Origin of the sequence: Azospirillum sp. (assembly GCF_035627195.1) — a bacterium.
Classification (GTDB): domain Bacteria; phylum Pseudomonadota; class Alphaproteobacteria; order Azospirillales; family Azospirillaceae; genus Azospirillum.
In genome coordinates, this window is the sequence record NZ_DASPMG010000047.1 from 1 (window position 1) to 17,235 (window position 17,235).

The window sequence follows — 17,235 nt, forward strand, 5'->3', positions numbered from 1 at the left end:
GGAAGAGGCCCCCGCCGAGGCCGAGCAGGCTCCGGCCCAGGCCTGACGCCAGGCAAAAGGGCAGCCGGGCCGCGCTTCGTCTGGTCCGGCTGCCTTTTTTTGTGAGTTCGGGCCTGAGTTGGTCAGGTCGATTCGTACTTAGATTTTTCGAGGAAAGGGCTCCCCCATGGCCGAGATTACCGCTGCGCTCGTCAAGGAACTGCGCGAGAAGACCGGCGCCGGCATGATGGATTGCAAGAAGGCGCTGGGCGAGACGAATGGCGACCTCGAGGGCGCCGTGGACTGGCTGCGCAAGAAGGGTCTTGCCGCCGCCGCCAAGAAGTCCGGCCGCGTGGCCGCCGAGGGCCTCGTCGCCGTCGCCACCTCCGGCACCGCCGGTGCCGTGGTCGAGGTGAACGCCGAGACCGACTTCGTCGCCCGCAACGAGAAGTTCCAGGGCTTCGCCGCCGAGTCCGCCAAGGTCGCGCTGACCACCGGCGCCGACATCGAGGCGCTGAAGGCCGCCGGCTACCCCGGCGCCGGCCACACCGTGCAGGACGAGCTGACCAGCCTGATCGCCACCATCGGCGAGAACATGAACCTGCGCCGCGCCGCCAAGCTGAGCGTGTCGGCCGGCGTGGTCACCAGCTACATCCACACCGCCATCGCGCCGGGCCTCGGCAAGATCGGCGTGCTGGTGGCGCTGGAGTCGACCGGCGACGTCGCCAAGCTGACCGAGCTGGGCAAGCAGATCGCCATGCACGTGGCCGCCGCCCGTCCGGACGCGCTGGACGTGGCCGACGTCGACGTCTCGGCGCTGGAGCGCGAGAAGAACGTGCTGGCCGATCAGGCCCGCGCCTCGGGCAAGCCGGAGAACATCATCGAGAAGATGGTCGAAGGCCGCCTGCGCAAGTACTACGAGGAAGTCTGCCTGCTCGAGCAGACCTACGTGATCGACGGCGAGACCAAGGTCCGCGCCGTGGTCGAGAAGGTCGCCAAGGAGCTGGGCACGCCGGTCAAACTCACCGGCTTCGTCCGCTACGCGCTGGGCGAGGGCATCGAGAAGGCCGAGAGCGACTTCGCGGCCGAGGTCGCCGCGGCCGCCGGCCAGACCCAGGGCTGATCGGACCGTTCCGATCGCGATCGGCCGATGCCCATCGGCCGATCCGCCCAACGGCCGAACCACCGTCCACCGTCATGCCCGCCCGTGCGGGCATGACGCTTGGACAGGGGGACAGCCGCAGGCAAAAGGCCTATGTTCGGGCCGGCAGTCGGCATCCGACCGACCTTCCAAACCGCGACCACCAGACGGGGAGCGATCCATGGCTGAAACCTCCGGCGCGCCGGCACCCGCCGCGGGCGTGCGTTTCAAGCGCGTGCTGCTGAAGGTGTCGGGCGAGGCCCTGATGGGCCAGCGCGACTATGGCCTCGACCCCGAGGTCGTCAACCGCGTCGCCAGCGAGGTGAAGGCGGTGGTGGCGCTGGGCGTCCAGGTCTGCCTGGTGATCGGCGGCGGCAACATCTTCCGCGGCGTCAAGGGTGCGGCGTCGGGGATGGAGCGCGCCAGCGCCGACTACATCGGCATGCTCGCCACCATCATGAACGCGCTGTCCATGCAGTCCGCGCTGGAGCGCATGGACGTCAACACGCGCGTGCAGTCGGCCATCCCGATGTCGACGGTGTGCGAGCCCTACATCCGCCGCCGCGCCATCCGGCACATGGAGAAGGGCCGCGTGGTGATCTTCGCCGCCGGCACCGGCAACCCGTTCTTCACCACCGACACCGCCGCGGCGCTGCGCGCCTCGGAAATGGGGTGCGACGCGCTGCTGAAGGGCACGCAGGTGGACGGGGTGTACACCGCCGATCCCAAGAAGGTCCCCGATGCCGAACGCTATGAGCGCCTGACCTACCTGGACGTGCTGTCGCGCGACCTGCAGGTCATGGACGCTTCGGCAATTTCCTTGGCGCGCGAGAGCCACATCCCCATACTGGTCTTCTCGATCCACACCGCCGGGGCGTTCGCCGAAGTGATGGCCGGACGTGGCAAGTTCACCATCATTACCGAAGAAAGGGAGTGAACCGTGGCCGAACCCGATGTGTCCGACGTCAGGCGCCGCATGGACGGCGCGCTTGAGGCCTTCAAGAAGGAACTGAGCGGCCTGCGGACCGGCCGCGCCTCGGCCAGCCTTCTCGAACCCGTGCAGGTCGAGGCGTACGGCAGCCGGATGCACCTCAAGGAAGTCGCCACGGTCAGCGTGCCCGAGCCGCGCATGATCACGGTGCAGGTGTGGGACCGCGGCATGGTCAAGGCGGTGGAGAAGGCGATCCGTGACGGTGGCCTGGGCCTGAACCCGCAGACCGAGGGGCAGGTGATCCGCGTGCCGATCCCCGACCTGAACCAGGAGCGCCGCCAGGAGCTGGTCAAGGTCGCCCACAAGTACGCCGAGCAGGCCCGCGTGGCGGTGCGCAACGTGCGCCGCGACGGCATGGACATGCTGAAGAAGGCGGAAAAGAACGGCGACATCACCCAGGACGAGCAGAAGACCTGGCAGGACAAGGTGCAGGCCATGACCGATCAGCACATCAAGCAGATCGACGACGCCTTGGCCAGCAAGGAAAAGGACATCATGCAGGTCTAGGAGCGGACCAGCATGCGCGACGCTGAGCAGAGCCGCCCGGCGGAACCGCCCGTCCACGTGGCCATCATCATGGACGGGAACGGCCGTTGGGCAAAGGCGCGCGGCTTGCCGCGCACCGCCGGCCACAAGAAGGGCGTGGAGGCGGTGCGCCGCACGGTCGAGGCGGCGCGTGAGCTGGGCATCGGCTACCTGACGATCTTCAGCTTCTCCTCGGAGAACTGGCGCCGGCCCGAGGAGGAAGTCTCCGACCTGATGGGCCTGCTGCGCTTCTACCTGCGCAGTGAAATCGCCGAGCTGCACAAGGCCGGCGTGCGCCTGCGGGTGATGGGCGACCGCACCCGCTTGGCCGACGACATCAACCGCCTGATCGACCAGGCGGAAGGGCTGACCGCCGACAACAAGGCGCTGACGCTGGTGGTGGCGCTGAGCTACGGCTCGCGCCAGGAGATCGCCATGGCCGCCCGCCGCTTGGCCGAAGAGGTCAAGGCCGGCCGCCTGGACCCCGCCGCCATCGACGAGGAGGCGGTCACCGCCCGCCTGTACACCGCCGACATCCCGGATCCGGACCTCATCGTCCGCACCAGCGGCGAACAGCGCCTGAGCAACTTCCTGCTGTGGCAGTCGGCCTATTCGGAGCTGGTCTTCGTCGACACGCTGTGGCCAGACTTCACCAAGCGCGACCTGGAGGCCGCCATTGAAGAGTTCCACCGCCGGGAGCGCCGGTTCGGCGCCACCACCGCCGGCAGCCGCTAGGACCAGCGACCTCAAGACGCGCGTGCTGTCGGCCCTGGTGCTGGGGCCGCTGGTGTTGGCCGCGGTGTGGATCGGCGGCTGGGTGTTCCGCCTTCTGCTGGTGGTGGGCGCCGTGCTCGCCCTGCGCGAATGGGTGCTGATCGTGGCGGGCGACCGGGCGGGCCGGCCGCTTGTGGCGTCGTACGTGGGGATCGCCGCCGTGCTGGCGGCCTACATGGTCACGGGTCCGCTCTTCGCGTTCGGCGTGGGCGTGGCGTTCTGGCCGCTGGTCGGCTTCTTCGCCGACAAGGCGGAGCGCGGGTTGACCGGCCTCGGCGTGCCCTATGTGGCGGCCGGGGTGGTCGGGCTGGGCTGGCTGCGCGAGGATCCCTCGGCCGGGCTGGGGCTGTTCCTGTTCGCGCTGCTGGCCGTTTGGGCGACGGACATCGGCGCCTACGCCGCCGGCCGCTCCATCGGCGGGCCGAAGCTGGCGCCGCGCATCAGCCCGAAGAAGACCTGGGCCGGGCTGATCGGCGGCGTCATCGCCGCCGGCCTGTTCGGCTGGGGGGTGGCCGTGGTCGACAACGCCGCGGTTCCGGCGCTGGCGCTGGGCGTCGCCGGGCTGCTGGCGGTGGTCAGCCAGATCGGCGACCTGTTCGAATCCTGGGTGAAGCGGCGTTTCGACGTCAAGGACAGCGGCAACCTGATCCCCGGCCACGGGGGCCTTCTGGACCGCATCGACGGGCTGTTGGTCGCGGCCCCGGTGCTGGCAGTGTTTCACGCGACCGTTGGTGCGAGGCTGGCATGGTGGTGAAGGGCGAGACGCCCCGGCGGGTGACGATCCTGGGCTCGACCGGATCGGTCGGCACGCAGACGGTCGATATCGTCGCCCGCGCGCCGGAGGCCTTCGCGGTGGAGGCGCTGACCGCCAACCGCAACGTCCGCCTGCTGGCCGAGCAGGCCCGCGCGCTGAAGCCGCGCATGGCGGTAGTCGCCGATCCCGCCGGCTACGCCGAGCTGAAGGACGCGCTGGCCGGCACCGGAGTCGAGGCGGCGGCCGGGCCGCAGGCCGTGGCCGAGGCGGCGCAACGGCCTTCCGAGGTGGTGATGGCCGCCATCGTCGGCGCCGCCGGGCTGGAGCCGACTCTGGCCGCCGTGCGCCGCGGCGCCTGCGTCGCCTTCGCCAACAAGGAGGTGCTGGTCTGCGCCGGTGCGCTGATGATGGAGGAGGTGAAGGCGCACGGCGCGGCCCTCCTGCCCGTCGACAGCGAGCACAGCGCCATCTACCAGTGCTTCGACTTCGCCCATCCGCAGCGCGTGCGGCGGCTGGTGCTCACCGCCAGCGGCGGGCCCTTCCGCACGAAGGACCGCGCCTTCATGGCGGCGGCGACGCCGGAGCAGGCGGTGGCCCACCCGACCTGGGACATGGGCGCCAAGATCTCCGTCGACAGTGCCACCATGATGAACAAGGGGCTGGAGCTGATCGAGGCGCACTTCCTCTTCGGCATCCCGGAGGAGCGCATCGACGTGCTGGTCCACCCGCAGTCGGTCGTGCATTCGCTGGTGGAATACGTGGACGGTTCGGTGCTGGCGCAGCTGGGCACGCCGGACATGCGCACGCCCATCGCCTACGCGCTGGCGTGGCCGGACCGGATCGAGACGCCGGCCGAGCGGCTGGACCTCGTCAAGGCCGCGACCCTGTCCTTCGAAGCCCCTGATCCCGAACGGTTTCCGGCCCTGCGGCTGGCCCGGGTGGCCTTGCAAAGCGGTGGGGGCGCACCTACTATCCTCAGTGCCGCCAATGAGGTGGCCGTGCAGGCGTTCCTGGAACGCCGAATCGGCTTTCTCGACATCGAGAAGGTCGTCGAGAAGACGTTGGCGGCGCTGCCGCACCAGCCCCTCCACGATCTGGGGGAGGTGCGGGCGGTCGACGCCGAGGCCCGCCGGTATGCGGATGCGCTGGTGATGCGCCTCGCCGCCTGACACCACGCAGCCGCCGTTCCCTGGTCGTGCGGGGTGCGGGCGGCGCATCGAAGGCAAAGGGTTTATGGACGTCCTGGGCGGTTTCGGAACGTCGGTGCTGGCGTTCCTGGTGGTTCTCTCGGTGCTCGTGTTCGTGCACGAGTTCGGACACTATTTCATCGCGCGCCGCAACGGCGTGCGGGTCGAGGTGTTCTCGATCGGCTTCGGGCCGGAGCTGTTCGGCTTCCACGACCGCGCCGGCACGCGCTGGAAGTTCAGCGCCATTCCGCTGGGCGGCTATGTGAAGATGTTCGGCGACGCCGACCCCGCCAGCACGCCGGGCGCCGAACTGCCGCACATGACCGAGTCCGAAAAGGCCGTTTCCTTCCACCACAAGCGGCTGGGCCAGCGCGCCGCCGTGGTGGCCGCCGGACCGCTCGCCAATTTCGCCTTCGCGCTGGTGGCGCTCACCCTCCTCTTCGCAACCGCCGGGCAGCCGTTCACGCCCCCCGACGTCGGCGGCATCCAGCCGGGCAGTGCGGCCGAGCGCGCTGGCCTGCAGCCGGGTGACGAGATCGTCGCCATCGACGGCGCCAGCATCCAGCGATTCGAGGAGATCCGCCAGGTCGTCAGCATGAATCCGGGCCGGCCGCTGGCCTTCGAGGTGCAGCGCGACGGCAAGCCGGTGACGTTGACCGCCGTCCCCGACTCCTCTGAAGTGAAGGACCGATTCGGCAACGTGCACCGCATCGGCCTGCTCGGCATCACCCGCGGCGGCACCGAGACCCGCCGTCACGATCCGCTGTCGGCGGCGTGGCAGGCAGGCCGCGAAGTGTTCGGCATGATCGGCGGCACCTTCACCGCGCTCGGCCAGATGGTCGAGGGAACGCGCGGCACAGAGGAGCTGGGCGGCCCGCTGCGCATCGCCCAGATGTCGGGCGAGGTCGCCCAGACCGGCTTCTACACCATGGTCTGGTTCATGGCGTTCCTGTCGGTCAATCTTGGGTTGATCAACCTGTTCCCCGTCCCGCTTCTGGACGGTGGCCACCTTCTTTTCTACGGGATCGAGGCCCTGCGCGGCCGGCCGCTCGGACCGCGAGCGCAAGAATACGGTTTCCGCATCGGACTGGCTCTGGTATTAAGCCTCATGGTCTTCGCCACGTGGAACGACCTTGTTCAGCTCCGCGTGGTCGATTTCTTTCGAGGACTAATCTCCTAAATCGATTCAGAGCCAGGGGGCGTGCTTTGCGGGTGTCGTCGAGGGTTCTGGCGCTCAGCCTGATGGCTGGCTGCGCCATGACAACGGTATCTATGGCCATGGCCCAATCGGCCGGGGCTCCGCTGGTGGTGGATCGGACGCAGGTCGCGCAAGTCTTCTCGGGCGGGACCGTCCGGGATATCCGCGTCGAAGGCTCCCAGCGCATCGAACCCTCCACGGTCCGCTCGTACCTTGCGGTGCAGCCGGGCGAACCCTTCAACCCCGACCGCATCGACGAGTCGCTGAAGGCGCTGTACGCCACCGGCTTGTTCGCCGACGTGCAGATCCGCCGCGAGGGCGACGCGCTGGTGGTCGCGGTGAAGGAAAACCCGATCATCAACCGCATCGCCTTCGAGGGGAACAAGCGCATCGAGGACGACCAGCTGGAGAAGGAGATCCAGCTGCGGCCGCGAGTCGTCTACACGCGCACCCGCGTGCAGAACGACGTGCAGCGCCTGATCGAGATCTACCGCCGCCAGGGCCGCTTCGCCGCCACGGTGGAGCCGAAGATCATCCAGCTCGACCAGAACCGCGTCGACCTCGTCTTCGAGATCAACGAGGGCGTGCGCACCGGCGTGCGCGGCATCAACTTCATCGGCAACCAGGAATTCAGCGACGGGACGCTGCGTGAGACGGTCATGACGAAGGAAAGCGCCTGGTGGCGCTTCCTGACGTCGGACGACAACTACGATCCCGATCGCCTGACCTACGACCGCGAGCTGCTGCGCCGCTTCTACCTGCGCGAGGGCTACGCCGACTTCCGCGTCGTCTCGGCGGTGGCGGAGCTGACGCCGGACCGCAACGACTTCGTCATCACCTTCACGGTGGACGAGGGCGAGCGCTACAAGTTCGGCAAGATCGACATCAACAGCAACCTGAAGGCGCTCGACCCGCAGGCGCTGCGCGGCGTCCTGCTCACCCGCGAGGGTGAGTGGTACAACGCGCAGGAGGTCGAGGACACCATCACCAAGCTGACCAACGCGGTCGGCGACCTTCAGTACGCCTTCGTCGACGTGCGGCCGCGCATCAACCGCGACCGCGAGAAGCGCATCATCGACATCACCTACGAGATCGCCGAGGGACCCCGCGTCTTCGTCGAGCGCATCGACGTGAACGGCAACGTCCGCACGCTGGACAAGGTCATCCGGCGCGAGCTGCTGCTGGCCGAAGGCGACCCGTTCAACACCTCCAAGCTGCGCCGGTCGGAACAGCGGGTGAAGGACCTGGGCTTCTTCGAGCGCGTGCAGGTCACCACGCAGGAGGGTTCCGCACCCGACCGCTCGGTGGTCAACGTCGAGGTGACGGAACAGTCGACCGGTGAAATCGCACTGGGCGCCGGTTTCTCGACCTCCGACGGTCCGTTGGGCGACTTCTCGATCCGCGAGCGCAACCTGCTCGGCCGCGGCCAGGACCTCCGCTTCGGCGCGACCATCGCGCAGCGCCGGCAGGAGTACGACATCAGCTTCACCGAGCCGTACTTCCTCGACCGCGACCTGTCGGCGGGCTTCGACCTCTACCGGATCACCCGCAACTACCAGGACGAGGCGTCGTACGACGAGAAGAACAACGGCTTCTCGCTGCGCCTCGGCTTCCCGCTGTCGGAAAACCTGCGCCAGCGCGTCTATTACCAGCTTCAGAGCACCAGCATCGACCGCGTGCCGGACTCCGCCTCCATCTACATCAAGCAGGAGAAGGGTGCGCACGTTAACTCGATCATCGGCCAGGAGCTGATCTACGACCGCCGCAACAGCCGCCTCACCCCGACGGACGGCTATTACGTGCGCCTCGTGACCGACGTGGCCGGCCTGGGCGGCAGCTCGCGCTTCATCCGCACGCGCCTGGGCGGTGGCTACTACCTGCCGCTGAGCAGCGGCGACGAGTGGGTGCTGAGCACCACGGCGGAAGTCGGCTACCTCGTCGGCCTCGGCAAGCCGATCTATCTGGCCGACCGCTTCTTCCTGGGCGGCGACACGCTGCGCGGCTTCCGCACGGCGGGCGTCGGCCCGCGCGACACGCGCACCAGCGACGCGCTGGGCGGGCGCCGCTATGGCCGTGCGTCGGTCGAGATGACCTTCCCGCTCGGCCTGCCGGAGGAGTTCGGGCTGAAGGCCCACGCCTTCTCCGACGTCGGCGTGCTGGGCAACAGCACCATCAAGAACGACCCGTTCGTGCCCGACGAGGAGTCGATCCGCATGTCGGTCGGCACCGGCGTTTCCTGGCGGTCGCCCTTCGGCCCCATCCGCGTGGATCTGGCGCTGCCGATCCTCAAGGAAGGCTACGACCGCAAGGAAATCTTCCGCTTCAGCTTTGGAACCAGGTTCTAGAATCATGCAGCTCTCCACCATCCGGGCGCTCGTGGGCGCCGCCGCGCTCGCCACCAGCGCACTCATCCCGCTCTCGGCGACCGCCCAGCAGGCCCAGCCGGCGCCCCAGGCGCCGGCGCAGCAGCCGCCCGGCCCCGGTGCGACCGCCAAGGCGCCGATCATCGTCGTCGTCGACGTGCAGAAGATCCTGCAGGATTCGACGGCGTCGAAGGGCATCCAGACGGCGGTCGAGTCGCAGCGCGACACCTACCAGAAGGAAATCTCCGCGCTGGAGGACAAGCTGCGCAACGGCGAGGCGGAACTGCGCAAGCAGCAGACCGTGCTGTCGCCGGACGCGTTCGCCAACAAGCGCCGCGACTTCGAGAAGCAGGTCGCCGACGTGCAGCGCACGGTGCAGAACCGCAAGCGGGCGCTCGACACCGCGCTGAACGAGGCGATGGGCCAGGTTCAGAAGAACATGGTGGAGATCATCGCCGACGTGGCGCGGGCGCAGAGCGCCAACCTCGTGCTCGCCCGGCATCAGGTGGTGCTGGTCGACACGCAGCTCGACGTGACCGACGTCGTGCTCGAGCGGCTGAACAAGAAGCTGCCCACCGTCGCCGTGTCGATCCCCAAGCAGTAAGAGCGGGCGCCCTTCCGGGCGCCCTTCGGCATAGCGATTGATCGGCTGCGGGAAATGGGGCACAACGTGCCTCGTCTCCCGCGGTGGCGGCGTTGTATTCTCCTTGCGCGCACGCGGACAGGCGCGCACAGCGGATGGTCGGACGATGGATGTGACGGCGGAAAACAAGAAGGTGGCCGACATCGACATCATGCGGGTCATGCAGATGATCCCGCATCGCTACCCCATGCTCATGATCGACCGCGTGGTCGACGTGAACCTGGGAGAGAGCGCGGTCGGCGTCAAGAACGTGACGATCAACGAACCGTTCTTCGCCGGGCACTTCCCCTCGCGGCCGGTGATGCCGGGCGTCATGATGATCGAGGCCATGGCGCAGACCGCCGCCGTGCTGGTGGTCGCCACGCTGGGCACCGAGGCGGAGGGCAAGCTGGTCTATTTCATGACCGTGGACGAGGCGCGCTTCCGCAAGCCGGTGATGCCGGGCGACACGCTTCACATCCACGTGACCAAGGTGCGCAGCCGCGGCAACGTCTGGAAGTTCAAGGGCGAGGCCAAGGTCGGCGACACGCTGTGCTCGGAAGCCATCTTCTCCGCCATGATCCTGGACGAGAAATGACCGTCTCGATCCATCCCAGTTCCGTCGTCGATTCCGCGGCGAAGCTCGGCGCCGGCGTCGTCATCGGCCCGTTCTGCGTGGTCGGCCCCGATGTCGAGCTTGGCGACAACGTCCGCCTGACCTCGCACGTGGTGGTCGAGGGCCGCACGCGCATTGGCGAGGGCACGGTGGTCTATCCGTTCGCCTCGCTGGGCCATCCGCCGCAGGACCTGAAGTTCAAGGGCGAGGCGTCCGAGCTGATCATCGGCCGGCACAACCGCATCCGCGAGAACGTCACCATGAACCCCGGCACCGAGGGTGGCGGGATGGTGACGAAGGTGGGCGACCACGGCCTGTTCATGGTGGGATCGCACGTCGCGCACGACTGCATCGTCGGCGACCACGTGATCCTCGCCAACAACGCCACGCTGGGCGGCCACGTGACGGTTGGCGATTACGCCATCCTGGGCGGCCTGTCGGCGGTGCACCAGTTCGTGCGCATCGGCCCGCACGCCATGATCGGCGGCATGTCGGGCGTCGAGAACGACGTCATTCCCTACGGCCTGGTGATGGGCGAGCGGGCCAAGCTGGCCGGGCTCAACCTCGTGGGGCTGGAGCGGCGCGGCTTCACGAAGGACGACGTGCGCGGCCTGCGCGCCGCCTACAAGATGCTGTTCGCGTCGGCCGGCGACACCTTCGCCAGCCGCCTGGAGGAAGTCAGCCGCGAGTACGAGGGGCAGACGCTGGTCGCCCAGATCCTCGACTTCATCCGCGGCAAGTCGTCGCGCCCGCTTCTCCAGCCGCGCATGGAGAATGGCGCCTAAGGTCGGCATCCTGGCGGGCGGCGGCGACCTGCCGGCCCGCCTTGCCGCGGCGGTGCGCGGCACGGGGCGCGAGGTGTTCATCGTCGCCTTCGAAGGGCAGACCGACCCCGCCGCCGTCGCCGGCTTCCCGCATTTGTGGAGCCGCTTCGGCGCCGCCGGCAGCATCATCGCCCGCCTGAAGGCCGAGGGCGTCGGCGACCTCGTGTTCGCCGGCCCGGTGCGCCGTCCGTCCTTCAGCGAACTGTTCCCCGACTGGTACACCACCAAGTTCCTGGCCAAGGTCGGCACCCGCGCGCTCGGCGACGACGGGCTGCTGCGCTCCGTCGCGCGCGAGCTGGAGGGCGAGGGGTTCCGCGTCGTCGGCCTGCACGAGATCCTGGGAGAGCTGCTGACGCCCGCCGGCCCGGTCGGGCGGCTGGCGCCGGACGAGGCGGCGTCGCGCGACATCGCCCGCGGGGTGGAGGTGGCGCGCGGCCTTGGCGCGCTCGACGTCGGCCAGGGGTGCGTGGTGCAGCAGGGCATCGTGCTGGCCGTGGAGGCGATCGAGGGCACCGACGCCATGCTGGAACGTTGCGCGGGGCTGCGCCGGGCGGGCGGCGGCGGCGTGCTGGTGAAGGTGAAGAAGCCGCAGCAGGATCGCCGCCTCGACCTGCCGACCATGGGCACGACGACCGTCGAGAAGGCGGCCTCGGCTGGTTTGGCGGGGATTGCCGTGCAGGCGGGCGGCAGCCTGATCGTGGATCGGGCGGCGGTGGGGGCGGCGGCCGACCGACTCGGCCTGTTCGTCGTCGGCATCGAGGTTCAAGAATGAACGGACCGCTGGTCTTCCTGATCGCCGGCGAGCCGTCGGGCGACGCGCTGGGCGCGCGCCTGATGGCCGCGATCAAGCGGCTGACCGGCGGCGCCGTGCGCTTCGCCGGCATCGGCGGCGAACGCATGGCGGCCGAGGGGCTGGACACCATGGTGCCGCAGGCCGAACTGGCGCTGTTCGGCGTGTTCGAGCTGCTGCCCCAGATCCCCAACCTGCTGCGCCGCATGGACCAGACGGTGGCCGAGATCGTCCGCCTGCAGCCCGACGTGGTGGTGAGCATCGACTCGCCGGGCTTCACCGTGCGCGTCGCCAAGCGGGTGCGGCAGGCGGCGCCCCGGATTCCGCTGATCCATTACGTGGCGCCGACGGTGTGGGCGTGGAAGCCGGGGCGGGCGCAGAAATACGCGGCCATTTACGACCACCTGCTGGCCATCCTGCCCTTCGAGCCGCCGTACTTCGAGCGCGCCGGGCTGGCGTGCACGTTCGTCGGCCACTCGGTGGTCGAGGGCGGGGCCGGGAAGGGTGATGCGGCGCGATTCCGGACGGCGCATGGCATCAAGCCGCACGAGCGCCTGATCGCCGTGCTGCCCGGCAGCCGCCGCAGCGAGGTCACGCGCCTGATGCCCGACTTTCGCGCGACGCTGGACCGGCTGCGCTCCGGCCATCCCAGCCTCGTCGCCGTGGTGCCGACGGTGGCGACGGTGCGCGACACGGTGGCGGCGGAGGTGGCCGGCTGGCCGGTGCGCACCATCGTCGTGGAAGGGGACGAGGCCAAGTACGACGCCTTCGCCGCGGCGGAGGTGGCGCTGGCGGCGTCCGGCACGGTGACGCTGGAGCTGGCGCTGGCCGGGCTGCCGATGGTGGTGGCCTACCGGCTCAGCCCGATCACGGTGGCGCTGTACCGGCGGTTCATCCGGGTGAAGTACGTCAGCCTGGTGAACCTCATGCAGGACCGGATGTTGGTCCCGGAACTGCTGCAGGAGGACTGCCGGCCGGATAAGCTGGCGACGGCCGTGGCGCGCCTGCTGGACGATCCGGCGGCGCGGCGCGAGCAGGTCGACGGCGTGGCCGAGGTCGCCCGCTGGCTCGGCCAGGGTGGCGAGCCGCCCAGCGAGCGCGCGGCCCGCGTGGTGCTGGACGAGATCGGCCGGAAGCAGAAGGGCACGAAGCCCGCACACACTGGAGGGTGAGAATGAGCGAATACCGGATGCTGCACACGATGGTGCGCGTGTTCGACCTGGACAAGTCGCTGGACTTCTACACGCGGCTGCTGGGCATGAACCTGCTGCGCAAGAACGACTACGAAGGCGGGCGCTTCACGCTGGCCTTCGTCGGGTACGGCGACGAGAAGGACACGGCCGTCATCGAGCTGACCCACAACTGGGACCAGAAGGAGCCGTACAGCATCGGCACCGGCTATGGCCACATCGCCATCGGCGTGCCGGACATCTACGGCACCTGCGACAAGCTGCGCGCCGAGGGTGCGAAGATAACCCGTGAGCCCGGTCCGATGAAGCACGGCAGCACGGTGATCGCCTTCATCGAGGACCCGGACGGCTACAAGATCGAGCTGATCGAGAAGAAGTGACGGCAAGCCCGGCCGCCGCGACGTCCAGAGTCGGGGCGGCCAGAGTCGTGGCGTGGCGGCCGGGCGCCGATCCGGTGTATCCTGCTCCTCCGATCGATAGGGGGATGTCATGGGGCCGGGTCGTCTCTGGTGCATGGCCGTGGCGCTGGTTGCCGCGCTTTGGGGTTCCGCCGCCGGGGCGGAGGGGATTGCGCAGCAGGCGATCCGCATCCCGGCCACGATGACCTGGGGCGGAGCCCCGGTGAACGTCTCGTTCGAGGCGGTCGTCGTCCGCCCGGACGGGCCCGGCCGCCATCCCCTCGTGATCCTCAACCATGGCGCCCCGCGCGACGCGGCGGAGCGGCCGGGCATGTCGCCCACCGGCATGGTTCCGCAGGCCCGCGAGTTCGCCCGGCGCGGCTGGGTGGCGGTGGCGTTCATGCGGCGCGGCTACGGCGGCACCGGCGGCGACTACGTGGAGAGCAGCGGCCCCTGCAAGCAGCCGGACTACGTCACATCCGGCAAGCGTGGCGCCGAGGACATCCGTGCCGTCATCGCCCATATGGTGCGCGAACCCTACGTCGACGGCAGCCGCGTCCTCAGCGTCGGACGCTCCGCCGGCGGTCTCGCCACCGTGGCGCTGACCGCCGATCCGCCGCCGGGCCTCGTCGCCGCCATCAGCTTCGCGGGTGGCCGCGGATCCCAGCGCGAGGACGAGGTGTGCGCCGAACACGAACTGGTCGCCGCCTTCCGCACCTTCGGCCGCACCTCGCGCGTGCCGATGCTGTGGGTCTATTCCGAAAACGATCACTTCTTCGGGCCGCGGCTGGCACGGCAGTTCCACGAGGCTTTCACGGCGGCCGGCGGCAAGGCGGCCTTCATCATGGCCGATGCCTTCGGCACGGACGGACACAGCCTGTTCTCCAACGCCGGCACGCCGATCTGGTCGGCCTACGTCGACCGCTTCCTCGCCGAGCGCGGGCTCGCCCCGCGCGCCCGGCCCATGGCCCAACTGGCACCGCCGCCCGGCCTGTCCGACAAGGCGCGCGCCGGGTTCGAGGAATACATGCGGGCTTCCCCCGGCAAGGCCTTCGCCACCTCGCCGGACGGTGCGTGGGGATGGCGCGGCGGCCGGCCGAGCGTTCAGCAGGCCATGACGGACGCGCTCGCCGCCTGCGAAAGCCACGCCAAGCAGGCTTGTCGGCTGTTGATGATCGACGACGCGCGCGCACCCTGAATGCACGTCCTGTGGGTTGCATCGGGGGCGAGGCTCGTGCCATCCTTTCATCCGAACTCGGATGAATAAGAAGGACCGCGACACATGCTGCGCCTGTACGACAACCTGTCTTCCGGCAACGGCTACAAGGTGCGGCTGATGCTGCACAAGCTGGGCATCCCGTTCGAACGGGTCGAGATGGACATCGACCACGGCGGGACGCGGACGCCGGAGTTCCTGGCGAAGAACCCGAACGGCCGCATCCCCACGCTGGAACTGGAGGACGGCACGTTCGTGGCCGAATCCAACGCCATCATCTGGTATCTGGCCGAAGGGTCGCCCTACCTGCCCGACGGGCGGCTGGAGCGGGCGCAGGTGCTGCAATGGATGTTCTTCGAGCAGTACAGCCACGAGCCCAACGTCGCCACGCCGCGCTACTGGATCACCCACCATGTGGAAATGACGCCCGAGCGCACCATGGCGCTGCCCGGCAAGCGCAAGCAGGGTTACGACGCGCTGGGCGTCATGGAAGGGCACCTCGGGGAGCGCCCGTTTTTCGTGGGTGAGCGGCTGAGCATCGCCGACGTCGCGCTGTACGCCTACACGCACGTGGCGCATGAAGGCGGCTTCGACCTGTCCGCCTATCCGGCGGTGAACGCGTGGCTGGCGCGGGTGGCCGCCGAGGCGCCGCACATTCCGATCACCCAGGGCTGAGCGGGGAGGGGCGCCATGCTGCGGCTGAAGCGGGTCTACGACCCGCCGGCACCCGATGACGGGCAGAGGATCCTGGTCGACCGGCTGTGGCCGCGGGGCCTGCGGAAGGAGGAAGCGCGCCTCGACGCCTGGATGCGCGACGTGGCGCCCAGCCCGGGCCTGCGCACATGGTACGCGCACGACGAGGCGAAGTGGCCGGAGTTCCAGGAGCGCTACAAGGCGGAGCTGGCGGGAAACGCCGGGGCCCTGGATGAGTTGCGGCGGCGCCTGAAGGACGGGCCGGTCACGCTGCTCTACGCCTCGGGCGAGGGAAAGCACACCCACGCCGAGATTTTGAAGGGGATTCTGGAAGAAGCGCCGTAGGTTGGGTTGAGCGTCAGCGAAAACCCAACATTCCAGACCATGCAAAGTACGTTGGGTCCAGACCCAACCTACGAAGGTCCGCTCAACCGAAAACCAGAAACGCGACGGCGCCGGCGATGGCGGCCCAGGCCGCCAGCCGGATCAGCCGGCGCTTGAGCGGCGGCTTGTTGTCGTTGGCCGCGGGCAGAAGCCGCGCCCGGCGGGCCGGAACGAGGTACGCGGTCGGCGGTCGGGTGGCTCCATCGGAGCCACCCTTGCCGAACTGTGCTGTGGGCCGGTTAGCCACGCTGCGCCAGCGGCACGAACGGCCGCTTGGTCTCGCCCGTGTACAGCTGACGCGGACGGCCGATCTTCTGCTGCGGGTCCTCGATCATCTCCTTCCACTGGCTGATCCAGCCGACGGTGCGCGCCACGGCGAACAGCACGGTGAACATGCTGGTCGGGAAGCCCATCGCCTTCAGGATGATGCCCGAGTAGAAGTCGACGTTCGGGTACAGCTTCTTCTGGACGAAGTAATCGTCCTCGAGGGCGATCTTCTCCAGCTCCATGGCGATGTCGAGGAGCGGGTCGTTCTTGATGCCCAGCTCGCCCAGAACCTCGTGGCAGGTCTTACGCATGACGGCCGCGCGCGGGTCGTAGTTCTTGTAGACCCGGTGACCGAAGCCCATCAGGCGGAAGTTGTCGTTCTTGTCCTTGGCGCGGCGGACGATTTCCGGAATGCGATCGACCGAACCGATCTCCTCCAGCATCTTCAGCACGGCCTCGTTCGCACCACCGTGCGCCGGGCCCCACAGCGAGGCGATGCCGGCGGCGATGCAGGCGAACGGGTTGGCACCCGACGAACCGGCCAGGCGGACGGTCGAGGTCGAGGCGTTCTGCTCGTGGTTGGCGTGCAGGATGAAGATCTTGTCCATGGCCTTGGACAGGATCGGGTTGACCTTGTACGGCTCGCACGGGGTGCCGAAGGTCATGTACAGGAAGTTCTCCGCGTACGACAGGTCGTTGCGCGGGTACATGAAGGGCTGGCCGGCCGCGTACTTGTAGGCCATGGCGGCCATCGTCGGCATCTTGGCGACCAGACGGTGCGACGAGATCATCCGGTGCTGCGGATCGTCGATGTCGATCGAGTCGTGGTAGAAGGCCGACAGCGCGCCGGTCACGCCGCAGAGCACGGCCATCGGGTGCGCGTCGCGGCGGAAGCCGCTGTAGAACTTCGAGAGCTGCTCGTGCACCATCGTGTGGCGGCGGATGGTGTTCTCGAAGTCCTCCTTCTCCTTGGCGTTCGGCAGGTGGCCGTTCAGGAGGAGGAAGCAGACCTCGGGGAAGGTCGAGTGCTCGGCCAGGTCGTCGATGGCATAGCCGCGGTGCAGCAGAACGCCTTCGTCACCGTCGATGTAGGTGATCTTGGACTCGCAGCTGCCGGTCGAGGTGTAGCCCGGGTCGTACGTGAAGCAATCGGTTTCCGCGTACAGCTTGCGGATGTCGATCACGCTCGGTCCGGTCGAGCCGTGCAGCACGGGCATGGTCACCTGCTTGCCCGTACGATTATCAATAAGGGTGACGGTGTCGCTCGACGCGTTCTGGGTCATCTCGGCACGTCCTTTATTTTATCCGGTTGAGGGCTTCCCG

19 protein-coding genes are annotated in these 17,235 nt (G+C 68.7%); 17 read left to right on the forward strand and 2 right to left on the reverse strand.

Going from position 1 to position 17,235, the window contains the following annotated elements:
• Positions 1 to 166 precede the first annotated feature (166 nt).
• The 17 genes from tsf to VED21_RS04305 all read left to right on the forward strand — a co-directional run bounded on the left by tsf (position 167) and on the right by VED21_RS04305 (position 15,606).
• Entirely contained in the window at positions 167 to 1,102 is a 936-nt protein-coding gene (tsf, locus tag VED21_RS04225; protein WP_324881068.1) for a translation elongation factor Ts, read from the forward strand.
• Positions 1,103 to 1,301: 199 nt separating this feature from the next.
• Positions 1,302 to 2,057, forward strand: a complete 756-nt coding sequence (gene pyrH / locus VED21_RS04230; RefSeq protein ID WP_324881069.1) for a UMP kinase — start codon at positions 1,302 to 1,304, stop codon at positions 2,055 to 2,057.
• Positions 2,058 to 2,060: 3 nt separating this feature from the next.
• The gene (frr, locus tag VED21_RS04235; protein ID WP_324881070.1) at positions 2,061 to 2,618 is read left to right on the forward strand and encodes a ribosome recycling factor; all 558 of its coding nucleotides are present in this window, start codon (positions 2,061 to 2,063) and stop codon (positions 2,616 to 2,618) included.
• A gap of 12 nt (positions 2,619 to 2,630) precedes the next feature.
• Positions 2,631 to 3,371: an isoprenyl transferase gene (locus VED21_RS04240; protein ID WP_324881071.1), complete on the forward strand. Its 741-nt coding sequence runs from the start codon at positions 2,631 to 2,633 to the stop codon at positions 3,369 to 3,371.
• Positions 3,313 to 4,164 carry a phosphatidate cytidylyltransferase gene (locus VED21_RS04245; RefSeq protein WP_324881072.1) on the forward strand — a complete coding sequence of 284 codons (852 nt, stop codon included), beginning with the start codon at positions 3,313 to 3,315 and terminating at the stop codon, positions 4,162 to 4,164. Before VED21_RS04240 ends, VED21_RS04245 begins: the two co-directional genes overlap by 59 nt.
• Entirely contained in the window at positions 4,155 to 5,333 is a 1,179-nt protein-coding gene (locus VED21_RS04250; RefSeq protein ID WP_324881073.1) for a 1-deoxy-D-xylulose-5-phosphate reductoisomerase, read from the forward strand. The genes VED21_RS04245 and VED21_RS04250 overlap by 10 nt, the downstream gene beginning before the upstream one ends.
• 64 nt (positions 5,334 to 5,397) lie before the next feature.
• Positions 5,398 to 6,531 (forward strand): RIP metalloprotease RseP, encoded by a 1,134-nt coding sequence (rseP, locus tag VED21_RS04255; RefSeq protein WP_324881074.1) that lies wholly within the window; start codon positions 5,398 to 5,400, stop codon positions 6,529 to 6,531.
• Positions 6,532 to 6,608: 77 nt separating this feature from the next.
• Positions 6,609 to 8,894 (forward strand): outer membrane protein assembly factor BamA, encoded by a 2,286-nt coding sequence (gene bamA, locus VED21_RS04260; protein ID WP_324881075.1) that lies wholly within the window; start codon positions 6,609 to 6,611, stop codon positions 8,892 to 8,894.
• 4 nt (positions 8,895 to 8,898) lie between these two features.
• Positions 8,899 to 9,516 carry an OmpH family outer membrane protein gene (locus VED21_RS04265; RefSeq protein WP_324881076.1) on the forward strand — a complete coding sequence of 206 codons (618 nt, stop codon included), beginning with the start codon at positions 8,899 to 8,901 and terminating at the stop codon, positions 9,514 to 9,516.
• A gap of 145 nt (positions 9,517 to 9,661) precedes the next feature.
• Complete coding sequence (gene fabZ, locus VED21_RS04270) at positions 9,662 to 10,132, forward strand: 3-hydroxyacyl-ACP dehydratase FabZ (protein ID WP_324881077.1); 471 nt, start codon at positions 9,662 to 9,664, stop codon at positions 10,130 to 10,132.
• Positions 10,129 to 10,935, forward strand: coding sequence for an acyl-ACP--UDP-N-acetylglucosamine O-acyltransferase (lpxA, locus tag VED21_RS04275; RefSeq protein WP_324881078.1), 807 nt, complete (start codon positions 10,129 to 10,131; stop codon positions 10,933 to 10,935). Before fabZ ends, lpxA begins: the two co-directional genes overlap by 4 nt.
• Positions 10,925 to 11,746 (forward strand): LpxI family protein, encoded by an 822-nt coding sequence (locus VED21_RS04280; RefSeq protein ID WP_324881080.1) that lies wholly within the window; start codon positions 10,925 to 10,927, stop codon positions 11,744 to 11,746. The genes lpxA and VED21_RS04280 overlap by 11 nt, the downstream gene beginning before the upstream one ends.
• A complete protein-coding gene (gene lpxB / locus VED21_RS04285; RefSeq protein ID WP_324881081.1) occupies positions 11,743 to 12,936 on the forward strand; it encodes a lipid-A-disaccharide synthase in 1,194 nt (397 codons plus the stop codon). Before VED21_RS04280 ends, lpxB begins: the two co-directional genes overlap by 4 nt.
• Positions 12,937 to 12,938: 2 nt before the next feature.
• Complete coding sequence (gene gloA, locus VED21_RS04290; RefSeq protein WP_324881082.1) at positions 12,939 to 13,334, forward strand: lactoylglutathione lyase; 396 nt, start codon at positions 12,939 to 12,941, stop codon at positions 13,332 to 13,334.
• 109 nt (positions 13,335 to 13,443) lie between these two features.
• Positions 13,444 to 14,550, forward strand: a complete 1,107-nt coding sequence (locus tag VED21_RS04295; protein ID WP_324881083.1) for an alpha/beta hydrolase family protein — start codon at positions 13,444 to 13,446, stop codon at positions 14,548 to 14,550.
• Positions 14,551 to 14,634: 84 nt separating this feature from the next.
• The gene (locus VED21_RS04300) at positions 14,635 to 15,243 is read left to right on the forward strand and encodes a glutathione S-transferase family protein (RefSeq protein ID WP_324881084.1); all 609 of its coding nucleotides are present in this window, start codon (positions 14,635 to 14,637) and stop codon (positions 15,241 to 15,243) included.
• Positions 15,244 to 15,258: 15 nt separating this feature from the next.
• Complete coding sequence (locus VED21_RS04305) at positions 15,259 to 15,606, forward strand: DUF488 domain-containing protein (RefSeq protein WP_324881085.1); 348 nt, start codon at positions 15,259 to 15,261, stop codon at positions 15,604 to 15,606.
• Between the two features lie 82 nt (positions 15,607 to 15,688).
• Here VED21_RS04305 and VED21_RS04310 read toward each other — a convergent pair whose 3' ends face one another.
• Entirely contained in the window at positions 15,689 to 15,892 is a 204-nt protein-coding gene (locus tag VED21_RS04310) for a hypothetical protein (protein WP_324881086.1), read from the reverse strand.
• Entirely contained in the window at positions 15,885 to 17,195 is a 1,311-nt protein-coding gene (gene gltA / locus VED21_RS04315; RefSeq protein WP_324881087.1) for a citrate synthase, read from the reverse strand. The genes VED21_RS04310 and gltA overlap by 8 nt, the downstream gene beginning before the upstream one ends.
• Positions 17,196 to 17,235: the final 40 nt, after the last annotated feature.